Origin of the sequence: Emticicia sp. TH156 (assembly GCF_002855535.1) — a bacterium.
Lineage (GTDB): Bacteria > Bacteroidota > Bacteroidia > Cytophagales > Spirosomataceae > Emticicia > Emticicia fluvialis.
Genome location: NZ_PKRS01000001.1, coordinates 807,344 through 825,349, shown reverse-complemented (window position 1 = coordinate 825,349; position 18,006 = coordinate 807,344). Strand labels below are relative to the sequence as shown.

The 18,006-nt window shown below is 38.4% G+C and carries 12 protein-coding genes; 10 read left to right on the top strand and 2 right to left on the bottom strand.

Annotation, left to right across the window (positions count from 1 at the left end):
- Positions 1-22: 22 nt before the first annotated feature.
- From C0V77_RS03465 to C0V77_RS03440, 6 genes are all read left to right on the top strand, one after another.
- The gene (locus tag C0V77_RS03465) at positions 23-3,343 is read left to right on the top strand and encodes a DUF4175 family protein (protein ID WP_101724903.1); all 3,321 of its coding nucleotides are present in this window, start codon (positions 23-25) and stop codon (positions 3,341-3,343) included.
- Between the two features lie 209 nt (positions 3,344-3,552).
- Positions 3,553-5,415, top strand: coding sequence for a tRNA uridine-5-carboxymethylaminomethyl(34) synthesis enzyme MnmG (gene mnmG / locus C0V77_RS03460; protein ID WP_101724902.1), 1,863 nt, complete (start codon positions 3,553-3,555; stop codon positions 5,413-5,415).
- A 73-nt stretch (positions 5,416-5,488) separates the two neighbouring features.
- A complete protein-coding gene (locus C0V77_RS03455; RefSeq protein WP_101724901.1) occupies positions 5,489-7,111 on the top strand; it encodes an Ig-like domain-containing domain in 1,623 nt (540 codons plus the stop codon).
- A 600-nt stretch (positions 7,112-7,711) separates the two neighbouring features.
- Entirely contained in the window at positions 7,712-9,511 is a 1,800-nt protein-coding gene (locus tag C0V77_RS03450) for a tetratricopeptide repeat protein (RefSeq protein WP_101724900.1), read from the top strand.
- A 732-nt stretch (positions 9,512-10,243) separates the two neighbouring features.
- Positions 10,244-11,086: an acetyl-CoA carboxylase, carboxyltransferase subunit beta gene (gene accD, locus C0V77_RS03445; RefSeq protein ID WP_101724899.1), complete on the top strand. Its 843-nt coding sequence runs from the start codon at positions 10,244-10,246 to the stop codon at positions 11,084-11,086.
- Positions 11,087-11,132: 46 nt separating this feature from the next.
- Complete coding sequence (locus C0V77_RS03440) at positions 11,133-12,110, top strand: radical SAM protein (protein WP_101724898.1); 978 nt, start codon at positions 11,133-11,135, stop codon at positions 12,108-12,110.
- A 4-nt stretch (positions 12,111-12,114) separates the two neighbouring features.
- Here the strand turns inward: C0V77_RS03440 and C0V77_RS03435 are convergent, their stop codons facing one another.
- Positions 12,115-12,399, bottom strand: coding sequence for a putative quinol monooxygenase (locus C0V77_RS03435; RefSeq protein ID WP_101724897.1), 285 nt, complete (start codon positions 12,397-12,399; stop codon positions 12,115-12,117).
- A 181-nt stretch (positions 12,400-12,580) separates the two neighbouring features.
- On the opposite strand from C0V77_RS03435, the gene C0V77_RS03430 reads away from it, so the two are divergent.
- The 3 genes from C0V77_RS03430 (at position 12,581) to fbaA (ending at position 15,476) form a co-directional block, all read left to right on the top strand.
- Entirely contained in the window at positions 12,581-13,255 is a 675-nt protein-coding gene (locus C0V77_RS03430) for a GDSL-type esterase/lipase family protein (protein WP_101724896.1), read from the top strand.
- Positions 13,256-13,325: 70 nt separating this feature from the next.
- Positions 13,326-14,213: a polysaccharide deacetylase family protein gene (locus tag C0V77_RS03425; protein ID WP_158237877.1), complete on the top strand. Its 888-nt coding sequence runs from the start codon at positions 13,326-13,328 to the stop codon at positions 14,211-14,213.
- Positions 14,214-14,393: 180 nt separating this feature from the next.
- Positions 14,394-15,476: a class II fructose-bisphosphate aldolase gene (fbaA, locus tag C0V77_RS03420; RefSeq protein WP_101724894.1), complete on the top strand. Its 1,083-nt coding sequence runs from the start codon at positions 14,394-14,396 to the stop codon at positions 15,474-15,476.
- 61 nt (positions 15,477-15,537) lie between these two features.
- Here the strand turns inward: fbaA and C0V77_RS03415 are convergent, their stop codons facing one another.
- Positions 15,538-16,332: a Rossmann-like and DUF2520 domain-containing protein gene (locus C0V77_RS03415; protein ID WP_101724893.1), complete on the bottom strand. Its 795-nt coding sequence runs from the start codon at positions 16,330-16,332 to the stop codon at positions 15,538-15,540.
- 610 nt (positions 16,333-16,942) lie between these two features.
- On the opposite strand from C0V77_RS03415, the gene hemE reads away from it, so the two are divergent.
- Positions 16,943-17,968, top strand: a complete 1,026-nt coding sequence (gene hemE / locus C0V77_RS03410; protein WP_101724892.1) for a uroporphyrinogen decarboxylase — start codon at positions 16,943-16,945, stop codon at positions 17,966-17,968.
- Positions 17,969-18,006 lie beyond the last annotated feature (38 nt).

Sequence of the window (18,006 nt, the reverse complement as noted above, 5' to 3'; positions counted from 1 at the left end):
AACTCCTTAACTTTTTCATACTATGTCGGGTACTGTTAAAGCTCTTTTCGAAAAAATTGATGAGTACAAGCGTCGGTATTATAAGAATCTTTTAATTAAAGGTTCATTAATTACTTTAGGTTTATTGCTCAGCTCTTTTTTGTTGCTCAATACCATTGAGTACTTCGGCCGTTTCAATTCTTTTGTAAGAGGGGCTTTGCTACTGCTATTTGTTGGAGTTACCATTTACTCGCTTATCTTCTGGGTTATCAAACCCATTATGTATCTGCTACATCTGAACGAACCACTTACTTATGAAATAGCCGCCCAAGAAATTGGAAAGTTTTTTCCGGAGGTAGGGGATAGGCTCCTCAATACACTTCAGTTAGCACAGTTTTCAGAGAAAGACAACGCTCTATTGCAGGCCAGTATTAATCAGAAATCGCAGGACTTGAAATTTATTCGTTTTGCCGATGCTATCAAATTCAGTGAAAACAAGAAATACCTTAAGTACGCACTGCCACCGCTGGTTCTGATTTTATTGATAGCTGCCGTTTCTCCCAAATTTTTCAGGAGCAGCACTGAGCGGATTGTGTATTTTCAGAAAGAGTTTGCCGAAGAAGCACCATTTAAATTTGAGATAACCAACGATGAGTTAAAAGCCATAAAAAATGAAGATTTTATATTAAATCTGAAACTCATTGGTAATGCCGTACCTGAAGCTGTATACCTGGTGGCCAATGACAGAAAGTTTAAAATGAACTCAATCGATAATAAAACCTATTCTTTTACTTTTTCAAAAGTACAGAACGCTGTCGATTTTCATTTTCTTGCCTCAGGCTATACGTCTAACCAGTTTGAGCTGGAGCTGGTTAGTAGACCTAACTTATTATCTTTTGATGTTAGCCTCAATTACCCTGCTTATCTGAATAAAGCCAACGAAAATTTCAATAACGTGGGCAATCTGGTAGTTCCGGAAGGTACCACAATACAATGGAATTTAAAGGCTACCAATACAGACTCCTTATTTTTGAGTTTTAACAATGAAGGTAAAGTACCTGCTAAAGATGGGTATGGCGACAATTTTTCTTATGTAAAGCGCCTCAAAAACTCAGTTTCTTACCAGATTCAATTAAAAAATGAATTTAGTAATAACCGCGAAAACGTTGACTTTTACATAAATGTGATTCCGGATAAGTATCCGCAAATACAACTGGAGCAGTTAAGAGATTCTACATTATTCAATTATATTGTTTTAGGCGGAAACATTACCGATGATTACGGCCTGTCGCAGTTTAAATTATTCTATAAGACTGTCAGAGACAATAACAAAAATGCGGCTTTTCAACCATTAGACGTTGCCTTTAACAAATCGCAGGTTTCGCAGAGTTTTTATTACCAGTTACCGTTAACAGATTTAAAGCTGAATCCGGGTGATAAAGTGGAGTATTACTTGCAGCTATGGGATAACGACGGAATTAATGGCTCTAAAAGCTCAAAAACGCCCGTTATGACACTTTCTCTGCCATCTACTAAGCTATATGATGCTGAGATAGAAAAAGCTACTGAGAAGACCGAAAACATGCTTGAGAAAATAACTGAGAAGTCGAAGAAATTAAAAAATGAGCTGAATACCCTTGAAAACCGGCTTAAGAGCAAAAAAGACCTAGATTTTCAGGAGAAAAAACAATTGGAAGAGCTACTCAGAAAACGTGATGACCTGGTTAATGAATTAAAAGCATTACAGGAGCAGTTTGACAGTATGCAGGATAAAGCCAATCGTTTCCAACAGCAAAGCCCTCAGATGCAGGAAAAAATGCAGCAGTTGAAAAAACTGATGAATGAGTTAATGAATGATGAGTCGAGCAAAATGTATGAAGAGCTTAAAAAATTGCTTAATAAAGACATGGACGAAAAAACCATTGAGCAATTGGAAAAACTAAAAAACAAAGAGCGAAATATGGATAGGGAAATAGACCGCACTTTAAAGCTATTTAAACAATTACAATTGCAACAAAAAGTTGAAAAAGCCGCTCAGGAATTAGAAAAACTTGCCGACAAACAAGATAATCTTGCTGATGAAACAAAGAAACAGGAAGAAGCTGATAAGGGGAATCAGGATGAAAACAAGGATAAAGATTTAAAAGAAGAGCAGGAGGATTTGAATAATGAGTTTGACGATATGAAAGAAAAGATGGAAGATATAGATAAACTCAGCAAAGAATTAAAAAAGGACCTTGATACAAAAAAAGAAGAGCAGGAAGAAATATCTAAAGAGCAGAAAAACGCCAGTAAACAGCTTGAGCAAAAGCAGAAATCATCGGCATCTAAGAGCCAGAAAAAGGCTGCCTCAAAAATGAGACAAATGGCCAGGCAGATGTCGGAAGAAATGCAGAGTGCTGAAATGCAGGAAATGGGTGAAGACCTGGATGCCATGAGAGCCATACTGGAAAACCTGGTAAAACTATCTTTTGACCAGGAAAGCCTAATGAAGAACTTCCGCACCATGACAGTCTCTGACCCCCGCTTTGTAAAATTATCGCAAGACCAGCTAAAACTACAGGATGACGCCAAAATGATTGAAGACAGCCTATATTCCTTAGCCAAGCGTGTGTTGCAGATTCAGTCGTTCATTACAAAAGAAGTTACTACCATGCGTAATTCGATGGATGAAAGTGTGAAGTTTATCAAGGAACGTAAACTGAATGTGGCATCGGCCAAGCAGCAATTTGCCATGACATCCATTAATAATCTGGCGTTAATGCTAAGCGATACCTTTAATCAGATGCAGCAAATGATGGCCAACGCCATGCCCGGAAGCGGTAAAAAAGGAAAGAAAAACCAGAAGCCATCTCAAATACCACTAGGAGAAATGCAACAAAAGCTAAACCAGGGCATGGAAAAAATGGGGCAGGGGCAAGGAGCAGGCAGGCAGATATCAGAAGAAGCGGCACGTCTGGCACAAGAACAAGCCAGATTAAGAAAGATGATTCAACAATTACAAGAAGACCTGAAAGGAACAGAAGCTGGCAAAAAACTCGGTAATGAATTAAAGGAACTTGAGAAAAAGATGGATGAAAACGAAACAGACCTTGTAAATAAAAAAATAAACCCTGAATTATTAAGACGTTCAAAAGATATCCAGACCCGTTTATTAGAAGCTGAAAAAGCCATAAAACAACAGGAAGAAGACCCTAATCGTCAGTCGCGTACGGCGCAACAATTTAATCGGCCGGCTCCACCATCTATGGAGAAATTCTTACAAGAGAAAATAAAACAGGTAGAACTTATCAGAACAGTTCCTCCTAATTATACACCCTTTTACAAGAAACAAACGGATAATTATTTCAGAAAAATCAAGTAATTGTATTTCTTTGTACCTTTGCAAGGGCGCTCTAAGGGGTGTCCTTTTTCATGAGACACTATATTATTGAACTTATTATCCTATTTATTAATTAAGTAATCACAGTTATAAAAATTTCAAATAGCTGTTTCACGTGGAACATGAAATTTAAATCTTAAATATTTCAATATAATGTTTCACGTGGAACAACTTCTAAAAAAAGAAAAGTAATGTTTTCAGAGTATGATGTTATTGTGGTAGGGGCAGGGCATGCAGGTTGCGAAGCGGCAACCGCGGCTGCCAATATGGGTTCGTCGGTATTACTAATAACCATGAACATGCAAACCATAGCTCAGATGTCGTGCAACCCGGCAATGGGAGGAGTAGCGAAAGGCCAGATAGTAAGAGAAATTGATGCACTTGGTGGTCAATCAGGCATTATCAGCGATAAAACAATGATTCAGTTCAGAATGCTGAACAGATCTAAAGGACCAGCCATGTGGAGCCCCAGATGCCAGAGCGATAGAATGATGTTTGCAATAGAATGGAGAGATACACTTGAAAGAACTACGAATCTGGATATCTGGCAAGATATGGTATCTGGCCTATTGGTAAAAAACAACAGGGTAGCAGGTGTAAAAACTTCCATGGGTTTAGAAATACAAAGCAAATCGGTGGTTTTGACCAATGGCACATTTTTGAACGGCAAAATACATATCGGAGAAAAAACATTTGGCGGTGGCCGAACCGGAGAAAAAGCAGCACATGGCATTACAGAACAATTGGTTGAATTGGGTTTTGAAGCAGGTAGAATGAAAACCGGAACACCTCCAAGAGTAGACGGTCGGTCATTGGACTGGAACGAAATGGAAGAACAAAAAGGAGACGAAAACCCCGAAAAGTTTTCGTACACTGATACACCCCACTTACAAAAACAAAGAAGTTGTTATGTAACATATACCAACGAAAACGTCCACCAGGCACTTAGAAAAGGCTTTGATAAATCACCCATGTTTAGCGGTAGAATAAAAGGTTTAGGGCCACGTTATTGTCCGTCCGTAGAAGATAAAATAAACCGATTTGCAGACAAAGACCGCCATCAGATATTTGTTGAACCAGAAGGATGGAACACTGTAGAAATGTATATCAATGGTTTTTCTACATCACTTCCTGAAGATATACAGTATGAAGCCCTGCGCCTAATACCTGGGTTCAAAAATGCAAAAATGTTTCGTCCGGGGTATGCAATTGAGTACGACTTCTTTCCACCTACGCAACTAAAACTGACCTTAGAAACACACCTGATTGAGAACCTTTTCTTTGCAGGCCAGATAAACGGAACAACAGGTTATGAAGAAGCCGCCTGCCAGGGATTAATAGCCGGTATAAATGCGCATAATAAGGTAAAAGAAAAAGATAGCTTTATTCTGAAAAGAAATGAAGCATATATTGGCGTATTGATAGATGACCTTGTAAACAAGGGCACCGATGAACCCTACCGAATGTTTACGTCAAGGGCAGAATTTCGCACATTGCTCAGACAAGACAATGCAGATATACGCCTTACTCAAAAAGGATTCGATATTGGTCTTGCATCACAGTTACGCCTGGAAAGAATGAACCAGAAAAAAGAAAAATCAGACAAACTGGTTAAGGCATTGAAAGAAATGAAAATAGCACCAGACCAGGCTAATAGTTTTCTGGAATCTATTGAATCTGCCGGGCTCAGAGAAAAATCATCCTACTATAGCATATTGAAACGACCAGAAATTGAACTGGAACATATCAGAAATCTGAGCGATGAAATAAATTCATATCTTAATGCTTATGATGATGAAGTATTGGAACAGGCAGTAATTCATGTAAAATATGAGAGCTACATTGAAAAGGAATTATTAATGGCCGATAAAATGTCAAAGCTTGAAAACCTGAATATAGTGCCTAACATAGATTACGACAAACTCACGTCCATATCAATAGAAGCACGTCAGAAACTAAAAAAGCTAAAGCCACAAACCTTGGGGCAGGCATCAAGAATAAGTGGCGTATCACCTGCCGACATCTCAGTATTAATGGTTCATTTAGGCAGATAAACTATTAAATTTTCTTAATTACCCTCAAATATACTTTGGGGGTTTTATTTTTGAACAAACAAAGCAAACAGTAATGCTAAATAGAAAATTATACCAATTAATAGGTATCATAATCAGTAGTAATTTTATTCTGGGTTGTGCTCAGTTCGTACCACCAACAGGAGGTAAAAAAGACGAAACACCTCCCAAGCTGATAAAATCACTACCAACAGATAAACAAACCAACTTCAAAGGAAACCAGATAGAATTGTATTTTGATGAACTGATTGATGCAACATCACTTCGGCAGGAATTAGTCATAGTGCCAGAGCAGGAAGGATACTACAATATAAAACCTAAGTCAAATAGTGTAGTCTTGAAATTCGACAAACCATTTAAAGACAGTACTACGTATACACTTAACTTCAAAAAAGGAATTAAAGACCTTAATGAAAGAAATGAGGCAAGAAACCTTAAAATTGCTTTTAGCACAGGAGCAAAAATAGACTCGCTCGAGGTACAGGGAAATGTAAAAAATCTGTTCACAAACCAGCCTATTCTAGATGCACAGGTATCATTATACCAGGTACAGGATTCCCTTAATCTAAGAAAAACAAAACCAAACTATTTCACCAAAACAGATTCAAGCGGTAATTTTAAGTTCGAAAACCTAAAAAAAGGAAGATACAGACTATACGCATTTAACGACAAAAACAGCAATCTGAGGTACGATACAAAATCAGAAATGATAGCCTTTGTGAAGGACACAATCAGGCTCGACTCAAACATTGCCAACATTAATATGGCACTTTATATGGCCAATAATGAAAAACCAAAAAACCAGAAAACCCTGCAAAGGGCAGAAGATTTTACGATTATATACGACAAAGGAATTAAGACTTACAAGGTTTCATTCGTTAATCCTGCAGATAGTCTTCCTTATTCAGCCAAAAGAAACGAGCTTAAATTCTACAACATACCATTAAAAACAGACACAATTAAAGTAAATGTAACCGTTAGAGACTCAGCAGATAACGAACTAACGCACCTGCAGAAAATAAAATTCAGAGACCAGGAAAGAAAAAGAAACGTAAAAGCAGAAAACTTAAGCTTTGAAATAGAGCCCAAAACAAAAACACCGGTAGAAAAAAAACTAACTTACAAACTTTACTTTGATACCCCTATTGCCAAAACAGATTTAGGAAAAATAAAGATAATGAGCGATACCATCAAAAATGAACCACTTGATGAAAAGGAATTATCGTGGAACAGTTATAAAACACAGTTGATCATAAACAAAGAAATAACAGCCACAAGAGAAGTTAAAACAATTTTCGAAACTGGTGCTTTTATAACCATAAAGGGCGATTCAAGTAAAAAAACAATCAATCAGAACCCAATATTAATGCCTGAAGATTACGGAATAGTAGAAGGAACCATTACAGGAAATGAATATAATAAAATAGTACAGCTGATTGACGAGAATTACAAAGTTGAAAAAGAACAAAAAACAAAAGAGAAATTTAACTTCGTTAATGTAAAGCCAGGTGCATACCTCATACGAATTATAGAAGATAAAAATAACAACGGCCAATGGGACTATGGAAACGTAGAAAAAGATATAGAACCAGAAAAAGTATATTTTTCTACCGAAGTCATTCGCGTAAAAGCAAACTTTGAATTACGTGATATAAAAGTATCCATAGAGAAGAAATAAATAGTTTTCTGCAAGCAAACAATAGGGTGGGAGGTAGGCTCTTCCACCCTTTTCTTTTATCTGCACAACAATAAATACCTTCACCGAACAGAATAAGGCATTTAAACCAACCTGTAAGCCAATCAATAAAACACAAAATAATTTTTCAGATAACAAAAACTAGGGTAAAAAAGGATAAAAGTAATTATAAACATAGTGGATAAGCTGTGGATAAACTATGGATAGCATGATTATAAGCTTGTATAACACCGTGGGGAACACACCTGCAAAAGTGGAAAGAATAAATAAACTGTGGAATACACCTGAAAGTACCCTGTTTTCCTCAATTCACACCAAGTGGATTAACGTGGAAACATGGTGTGGAATAATAGATACCATATAAACAGCACTAAAAAAAACAGTAGTGTGAATAACAATATTTAAAACTGATATTCAACAAAATAAGTGTGGATTAACATAATAAAACTGTGGAAAAACAGATTATTAAATTGAAAAGTTGGATAAGCGTTTTCCACAGATTATATTTATTCACATTTCCACAGGCCTAACAAAATAAAAACAACAATAAAACATTTTTATTTTTTCTTTTTCCCGAAAAACATGAAGCGGTATTTTTTATTTTTTGCGTTGATTTCAATCTCTTTGAGCCTTTGCGCCCAGGATATTGAATTGGCTAATGAATATTTTAAACAGGGAGAATTTGAAAAAGCAAAAGAAATATATGGGAGGCTGGCCCGCGACAAAAATTCAGTGGGGCTTATCCACAGCAATTATCTGCAGACTTTATACAAATTAAAGGATTGGGGCGAGGCCGAAAAATTTCTGAAGCGCCAGATAAAAGCCAATGAACAGTTTTTAACCTACCGGGCAGATTACGCGCTTATGCTTGAAATGACGGGCAGAGTAGACGATTCTCAGAAAGAACTAAATAGTTTAATTGACCTGGCTGCTCGTAATGAGGGTACAGTGTACGAAATACAAGACTTTCTATTTAAAAATAACAAAGCCGAGCAGGTAATTCAGTTGTTAAAAAAAGCCCGTGAATTGGCCAGAGATGATAACAAATATGCCATTTTCTTTGCACGGGCTTATCTTTACAACGGTCAAAAAGAACCTATGATTGACGAAATGCTGAAATATGGCTTAAACGAAGGTAATAGTGTTTACGTAAAAGCCACGTTTCAGGATAATCTGAAGACAGAGGCTGAAGTAGAATTGCTCGAGAAGGCCCTTTACAGCAAGGTACAGAAGTTTCCGAACGAACAATACTATCTTGATATGCTTATATGGCATTTGGTGCAGCAGAAAGAGTTTTACAAGGCTTTTGTACAAACACGGGCATTAGACAGAAGATTGAAGCAGGAAGGGCAAAAAGTTTTCGAGCTGGCGCAGATGGCTTTGATAAACAAGGATTTCAAAAATGCTATTCTGATGTATGAATACGTAATGAAAGAGTATCCGCAAGGTCAGTTTTACCCTTATGCGCGCAGAAATGCCATTTTTTGTAAAGAGGAAGTAATAAAAACCACGTATCCGGTTGATTTACTCCAGATCAGGGGTCTGATCAAAGACTATAATAACTTGTTTACAGATTTGGGCCGGAATCAGAAAACAATGGAGGCCATGCGTAACACCGCACAGTTGTATGCTTTTTATCTGAATGAAAAAGATACGGCCATTGCCGTACTTGAAAAGGCCATAAGCATAGCAGGTAATGATATTGTTTTCAGAGATAAGTGTAAATTAGACCTGGGAGATATTTATATACTGAAAAATGAGCCCTGGGAGGCAACTTTGCTGTATTCTCAGGTCGAGAAATCTCAAAAAGAAGATTTTCTGGGGCAGGAAGCCAAACTAAAAAATGCCAAGTTGCATTATTATAACGGCTTATTTGATTTATCAAAAGAGGTACTGGATATTCTGAAAAAAGCCACAACCCGCGAAATAGCCAACGATGCCATGCAACTGAGTTTGCTTATTCAGGACAACACAGGCCTTGATAGTACTGAAGCCGCCATGAAAGAATATGCAGCTATTGATTTATTGCTATTTCAGAATAAAAATCAGGAGGCCTTGGCTGCACTTGAAAGCGCCTTTCAAAAATATAAAAGTCATTCTCTGGCTGACGAAATTCTGTGGTTAAGGGCCAATACCTACCTGAAAACTAATCAACCTAACAAAGCGCTGGATGATCTGGAATTCTTACGAAAAAACTATAACTATGATATTCTGGCCGACGATGCGCTTTATCTGGAAGCCAAAATATATCAGGAAAACCTGGGCCAGAAAGATAAAGCAATGGAGTTGTACAGGGAAATCCTGCAGAATTTTCCCGGCAGTATATACAGTGCTGACGCCCGCAGGAGATTCAGAATCCTTCGGGGTGATGCAATTAACTGATACCAGATACTTTTTGATTGGAATGAGTCTTATAAATACCACTATGAGACTCATTTTTTTGTTTTAGAGGGCTTTTGATATTCAAAAGAGTGGTATAACCAGATTAATTAGTAATTTTTATTGAGGTAATTTCAAGATGCTACCTGCAAAATTATTTCAGATTTAAGCCAGGCTGGTAATTGAACAACTCAAAAAAGGAAAAAAACAGGTATAATGTGGATAATGTGGATAGAAATGTGAATAACCCTGAATACTTTATCAGATATATCGAGAAGTTAAGCCTAACTGGTGTTAATTGTTAAAATACATCAGTAAAATGTGAATAAGTTATCAACAGTTGTTAATAAAACGGTGTTTTTCTTAAAAAAACGCCAATGATAGATAAGGTATAAAATCGAAATTAAAAATTTCGAAGACACAAAAGAGCGTGAAGCAAGGGTAAATGTAAGGCTTAGGGCATTGAATTTTTCAGCAGGGTGTATATAAACAAACTTGGTATTTATAGATGCAGGGGGGGCAGTTCATTAATTGATAATTAGTCGGCAACAATATACTTTTTCAGGTAGCTAAAGGCCTGAAATGAGCATATTTTGTTCAAATTTGAATCGGCTAACCATCTCAAACCCTGCTTTTGGATTAAAAATATGAGCTGAGTCATAAAAATTTAAGTAAAAAGGTTGAAATGAAAACCTAAGATTATTTACCTTTGACCCCTCAAAATGATTTTCACATATGTCTTGGTTTAAGCGAACTGTCAAAGGGATTCAGACACCAACCGAAATGAAGCGTGAAGCGCCTGATGGGTTGTGGTATCAATGTCCGAATTGCAAGAAAGTAATGCATACACGTGAGCACAAAAACAATGCTTTTACTTGTATTCATTGTAATTACCACGAAAAAATCGGCTCAGAGGCCTATTTCAATATATTATTTGACGACGGAGTTTACACAGAACTGGATGCCAATTTGCGCTCTGGTGACCCACTTCATTTTGTAGACACAAAGCCTTATCCGGATAGAATCCGTTCTACTGAAAAAAAATCCGGCTTAAAAGATGCTGCTCGTACTGCCCATGGTAAAATGGAAGGTGTTGATATTGTAATTACCTGTATGGATTTCGGTTTCATTGGTGGTTCTATGGGGTCGGTAGTAGGCGAGAAAATAGCCAGAGCCATAGAATATGCCTTGAAAAACAAAGTGCCGTTTCTTATGATTTCACGCTCTGGCGGTGCCAGAATGATGGAAGCAGGCTTTTCTTTAATGCAAATGGCCAAAACATCTGCTCGTCTGGCGCAATTGGCAGAGGCAGGTATTCCTTATATTTCGCTTTTAACAGACCCAACAACCGGTGGTGTAACTGCTTCTTATGCTATGCTGGGCGATTTCAATATATCTGAACCTCAGGCCCTTATCGGTTTTGCGGGCCCTCGGGTAATTAAAGAAACAATTGGTAAAGAATTACCGAAAGGCTTCCAGACAGCCGAATTCGTTCTTGATCACGGTTTCCTTGATTTCATTGTCGACAGAAAAGATTTGAAAGATAAGCTGGCAAGTTTATTAAAAATGCTTGCTTAAATGCCATCTGGGGTAAAATCATACTTATCAACCACCAACTAAAAGTATGAGACTTATCAAGCATCCTGTATTATGCAATTATTACCTTACCTACAGGTGTAATGCTACCTGTAGTTTTTGCGATATATGGGAGAAACCTTCACCCTACATTTCAATTGATAACTTCAGAGAAAACCTGAGAGACCTGAAACGATTGGGGGTAAAAGTTATTGACTTTACAGGGGGTGAACCTCTGCTGCACCGCGATTTAGATATACTCTTACTGGAAGCCAAAAAAGCAGGCATGATTACAACCGTAACAACCAATTGCCTGTTGTATCCTAAGTATGCCGAACGCCTCAAAGGCAGGATAGATATGCTTCATTTTTCACTCGATTCGCCTGTTGAAGAAGAACACAATTTGTCCAGAGGTGTAAAGTGTTTCGACAAAGTGATGGAATCAATTGAAATTGCGAAACGAATAGGCGAAAGGCCTGATATTCTCTTCACGGTATTTGAGCAGAACGTTGATAAAATAGAACAGGTCTGGAAAGATATTACCATGCCCAATAACCTGGTGCTGATACTGAATCCGGTCTTTGATTACAATGGTGTAGAAACGGGAGGTGGCCTGTCTGACGAAACATTGAAGAAACTTTTATGGTGGGGCAGGCAAAAAAATGTTTACCTCAATGAGGCCTTCATCAGCCTTCGCAGAAACGGCGGCAACCATATAAACAACCCCATCTGCAAGGCTGCATCAACCACGCTCGTAATATCGCCTGAAAACAAACTTGTATTACCATGCTATCATCTGGGCACAAAAAGTTTTAGAATAGATAATAATCTCTACGAATTATATAAATCGGCAGAAGTACAGGAAATAATTGCGCTGGAAGGTAAACTGAAAGAATGCGAAGGCTGCGTAATAAATTGCTATATGCAGCCCTCATTTGCTGTAGAAATCAATAAATATTTCTGGAAAGCCCTGCCAAGTACCCTTAAATACAACTACATTAAGAGTACCTGGAAACAGCTACTATAAGTTTTTATAACTTAGATAAGAAAAACAATTCGGCGGGCGCAGCCAGCAAATCTTCTGCTTTAGCAGAAAACTCAGCAATATGAACATTGGCCAGATGGTTTTCAAGACTCTCTTTATCTGTCCAGTTTTCATAAAAGAAAAATAGTTTAGGGTCGTCGTTGCTTTGGTGCAGCACATAATCAATACAACCGTCTTCTTTCAGGGTAGGGGCAACCAATGCGTGCAAAGCGCTTTTGGCTTCTTCAATTTTTTCTTCTTTTACTAAAATCTTGGCAATTACAGTAAGCATATTACAAATATGTTGATGGCACAAACGGAGTTTCAAAAATAGAAATTTATTCTTTCGGAAGAAGGGTTTTTGTCATAAATTAAAAAATAACTTCCTTACTATTGCAAACTTTGACAATCAATTCAAAAAAACTAATTTTAGCCGGATAAAAATAATTAAACAGATTCAACCTTAAAAAAGAATGAAAAACGCCCTGAAAATTCTCTCTATTCTATTTCTGTCAATACTTATGTTTTCAATGAAACAGGATAAACCCACCAAGGTAATTTTCTTTGGTGACTCCATCACGCAAGCAGGCATCGGACCCGGCGGATACATCACCAAAATGAAAGAAATGCTTGAAAAACAAGGTATAAAAAGTAAATATCAACTGATAGGCGCCGGTATAGGAGGCAATAAAGTTTATGATTTGTTTCTGCGTATGGAAGATGATGTCCTGGCGCAAAACCCCGACGTGGTGGTTATTTATATTGGCGTAAATGATGTATGGCACAAAACAAGCCATGGCACAGGTACAGACGCCGATAAGTTTACAGGTTTCTATAATGCCATTATAAAAAAGTTGCAGTCTAGGGGCATTAAAGTGATTTGCTGCACACCGGCAGTAATTGGCGAACGCACCGATAACAGTAATGCACAAGATGGAGATCTGAACTATTATTCTGGCTTAATCAGGAATATAGCTTCTAAATATGACTGCCCGCTGGTTGATTTAAGAAAAGAATTTATCAGCTATAATCTGAAGAATAATCTTCAGAATAAAGAGTCTGGTATTCTCACAACCGACAGAGTACACCTGAACGACACGGGTAATCAGTTTGTGGCCGACTTGATGATGAAAGCTATCTTAAAATAAAAAAAATTTTCGGGGCGCATTCGCGCCCCTTTCTATTATTATGAAAAACCTATTTACTTTATTCGTTTTAATGTTTTTTTCGTGTGCAAATGCACAGAAGCAGATAGCAATAACGATTGACGACCTGCCGTTTGTCAGCGAAATATCCTTAAAACATGCGCAGACTTCAACCGATAAACTGCTTCAGAAAATAAAAAAACACAATATCCAGGCCGTCGGTTTTGTGAACGAATCGATGGCTTTCAGAATCGGAGAAATTGATGCACGTGTGGCTTTGCTTGAAAAATGGCTGGCCGGCGGAAACCTGCTTGGGAATCATACTTTCTCGCATCGGTCATTAACTACAACCCCGCTGGAAGATTTCAAAATAGACCTACTGAAAGGCGAGATTATTACTACTCAGCTCAATAAAAAGTATAATTATACTAAAAAATACTTCAGGTATCCGTTTTTGCAAATGGGTGCCGACAGCGCAAAAAGATATGGTTTTGAAAAAGTGCTGAAAGACCAGGGGTACATTAATGCACCCGTTACAATAGAAGCTGACGACTGGTACTACAATAAAGTGTACATGGATGCCATGAAAGCCGGTAAACACGAGCTGATGAAAAGCATTGCCCGCCAATACATTCAGCATAATATTGATTACTTTGATTATTACGAGAAGTTTACTCAGGAGATTATAGGCAGGCCAATCAAACATATTTTTCTTTGCCATGCAAACGCCCTGAATGCCGATTATTTTGACGAGTTATGTAAGGTAATGACCGACCGCGGCTACAGCTTCATTTCACTCGACGAGGCACTGGAAGACGAGGTGTATAAACACGCCGATACAGTGCTGGCAAAGGGTGGTTTCTCATGGCTGCACAGATGGAAAATAACAGATAAAAAAAAATCAGCTTTGAAAGAAGTGGAGATTCCCACTGACATCAGAGCTCTGTATGAAGCAAAATAACAGGTAATTACTTTTGAAAGCCCCATTTTTTTACCACCTGTTTTGGCTTTATAATGTAAACTTTTCGTTATTTTCTGATACAAATTTTTCAAAAATATCTAATTTGCATAAAATTTAAAACTGGCTTCATCTACATATCTATAATAACATTTATTCTTTTTAAAATTCAAAATACTTAACATGAGTCAATCTTTGATTAAGCCGGGCGTAGTTTCAGGTGAAGCACTTGCTGCTTTATTACGCCACGCCAACGAAAATGATTATGCCCTACCCGCTGTTAATGTTGTAGGAACAAACTCAGTAAATGGTGTAATGGAAGCAGCAAAGGCTGTTAATTCGCCGGTTATTGTTCAGTTCTCAAATGGCGGTGCATCTTTTTATGCAGGGAAATCTCTACCAAACAAAAATCAGGAAGCCTCTATTGCCGGTGCAATATCAGGAGCTATACATGTACACCAGATTGCCGAAATGTATGGCATTCCGGTGGTTTTGCATACCGACCACTGTGCAAAGAAACTTTTACCTTGGTTAGATGGTCTTTTAGATGCAGGTGAAAAATACTTCGACCTCCACGGCAAGCCATTGTTTGGCTCGCATATGATTGACCTTTCAGAAGAGCCAATCGAAGAGAACATAGAAATATGCGTAAAATACTTCGAGCGTATGTCTAAATTAGGCATGACCCTTGAAATTGAACTAGGTGTAACAGGCGGAGAAGAAGACGGTGTTGATAACTCAGATGTTGACAGCTCAAAACTATATACTCAGCCATCAGAAGTTGCGTATGCTTACGAAGAACTGAAGAAAATCTCTCCGAACTTCACTATTGCAGCGGCTTTCGGAAACGTTCATGGTGTTTACAAACCAGGTAATGTTAAATTACAGCCGATTATTCTGAAAAACTCTCAGGATTACATCAAAGAAAAATTCGGTACCGGTGAGTTACCAGTAAATTTTGTGTTCCATGGTGGTTCAGGTTCATCTCGTGAAGAAATCAGAGAAGCCATTAAATATGGTGCTGTAAAAATGAACATCGATACCGACGTTCAATGGTCAACCTGGGAAGGAATCCTGAAATATTACAAAGACAAAGAAGGATATCTGCAAGGCCAGCTGGGTAACCCTGAAGGTTCAGACTCTCCGAACAAAAAATATTATGACCCACGTGTGTGGCTTCGTAAAGGCGAAGAAAGCATGATTAGCCGACTGAAAATAGCTTTCGAAGATTTGAATTGTATCAATCGTTGCGAAGGTCTGTTTTAATCAGCAGCCGGGTTCAGTTTTTAAATCATCAGCTTATTTACAGGCTGATGATTTTCTTTTTTCAGGAGTGCCACTTCCTGATACTCTCGCTCATTACTTCATAAATCTCAAACAAATCAGGCTGGTTGTTCAGATACAACAGATGGGTATTAATAGTTGATTTATCTCCTCTTATTGCCGGTCCGGTTTGTACATCAGCCGGATGGTCAGCCAGCAAAGCTTTCTGAAAAGTTTCTTTTATTAGCGGTTTCAGTAATTCAAATTCCAGGTTTTCTTCGGTGGTAATTTCGTTTGCAAGCGCCAGTAAATGGTTGGTAAAATTGCAGGCAAATACCGCTGCAACATGCAGCACTTTTCTTTCGCGTGAGCTTATCAGATATACTGTATTGCTTACGCTCTGCGCCAGTTGTACCAGTTTGTCTTCGGCAGATGCCTCCTCGGCCTCAATGCAAAACGGCACTTCTTTCAATGACATTTTTTTCTGAATGCTGAAAGTCATTAACGGATAAAATACGCCACATCTTACAGGTAAATCATGGTGGGCAATCATCAGATTTTGCAAATCTTCCAGACTTTTTGTTCCGGAAGTGTGCACCAGAATGGCATTCTCTGGTAAAACCAGCATTGAACATACTTCGGTAATGGCATCATCCGCAACGGCCAGAATAAAAACTTCAGCAGCGCTTTCAGAAAAGTCGAGGTCAGTTTTGACCTTTGCCTGATACAGCATTGAAACCAGCGCCCGCGCCTTTACCTGCTTACGGCTATACACTTCACATACCTGATGGTGGTGATCTTCCAGTGCAATGCTTAAGTGCCAGGCCACATTACCGGCACCAATCATTGAAATCTTCATGATGCTTTTAGTTAACGATTAAACTGATGGCTGCAAAAATCAGAAAAAACGGCCGAATAATAGCAAGTAACCTGTAAAACTAGTTCTGAAAATTAAGCGTTGCCGCAAAGGTAAAAAACCAACTATTTTTTTCAATATTTTAATCTTGACATACAGCATTGAACAGCTGTTTTTACACACCTGTATTTAATTTTTTTATCAGCCTGATTTTCAGTTAGAAACAGAGAAAATTGCGATAAAAAATACGCAAACACTTGAAAACGTGCGGTTTACGTTGTATATTAGCAGAGCTGGTTATGAAAAAAACTAAGTATTTCAGAAAAAATGTAGTTAATAATACTTAAAAACCGGCGCTAATATGGCTTTGGTTTAAGCAAAACAAGTTTATGAATTGCAGACATTCTTAAACCCAGTGGCCTTTGTTTAAGCGTATCCCAAGAAAGAAATAGTGACGTTAACTGCTGTAATTACTTAAAATCAAAAACTCCCTGTAGAATTAAAGAGGACTTTCAGGTTAACCGAACGGGCCATGAGCGAAACTCATGGCTTTTTTTATATAAATATGCCGGTGTCTCAAAGCACGACCTGCGTTTTTAATTATCTTTGTGGCATGGAATTACAAAATGATTTGCTTTTACGTGCTGCCAGAGGAGAGCAGGTAGAGCGCGTACCGGTCTGGATGATGCGTCAGGCAGGCAGGATTTTACCTGAGTACAGAGCCGTAAGGGCTCAGGCAGGCAGCTTTATTAAGTTAGCCACTACGCCTGAGCTGGCCGCAGAAGTAACGATTCAACCGGTTGATATTCTGAAAACCGATGCCGCCATCATTTTTTCGGATATTCTGGTTGTGCCAGAGGCTATGGGTTTACCCTACGAAATGATTGAGGCCCGGGGCCCGGTATTCCCCAAAGTAGTACAATCAAAAAAAGATGTAGATACGCTGAAAATAAGTGACCCCGAGACAGACCTTGGGTATGTGCTTGCCGCTATTGATATTGTAAAGAAAGAACTCAACGGCCGCGTGCCGCTGATAGGCTTTGCAGGGGCGCCTTTTACTATCTTTTGCTACATGGTTGAGGGGCGGGGTTCTAAAACATTCTCTACCGCTAAAAAAATGCTGTATTCTCAGCCCCAATTAGCGCATCTGCTGCTTCAAAAGATAACAGACAGCACCATTACCTATCTGAAAGCCCAGGCGCGTCACGGAGCCGATTTGGTGCAGGTTTTCGATTCATGGGCCGGCATTCTTTCGCCAGACCAATACAGAAAGTTTTCTTTGCCTTATATTGCCCAGATTTGCAATGCAATCAATGAAGTACCGGTAACGGTTTTTGCAAAAGGTGCTTTCTTTGCCCGTAAGGAGATGTCGAAACTGAATTGCGAGGTAGTGGGTATTGACTGGAACATGGACATCCGGGAGTCGCGCAGAATGCTGCCCGGTAAAACCCTGCAGGGTAACCTGGACCCATGCGTGTTGTATGCATCGTTTAAAGAAATTGAAAAACAGACCAAAAAAATGCTGAAAGCCTTTGGTACACAACAATACATAGCTAACCTGGGGCATGGTGTTTACCCTGACACAGACCCCGAAAAAGTGAAGTGCTTCTTTGAAACCGTAAAAACGTATTCAGTATAAAAACGAGAATGCCTTTCAGATTCTGAAAGGCATTCTCG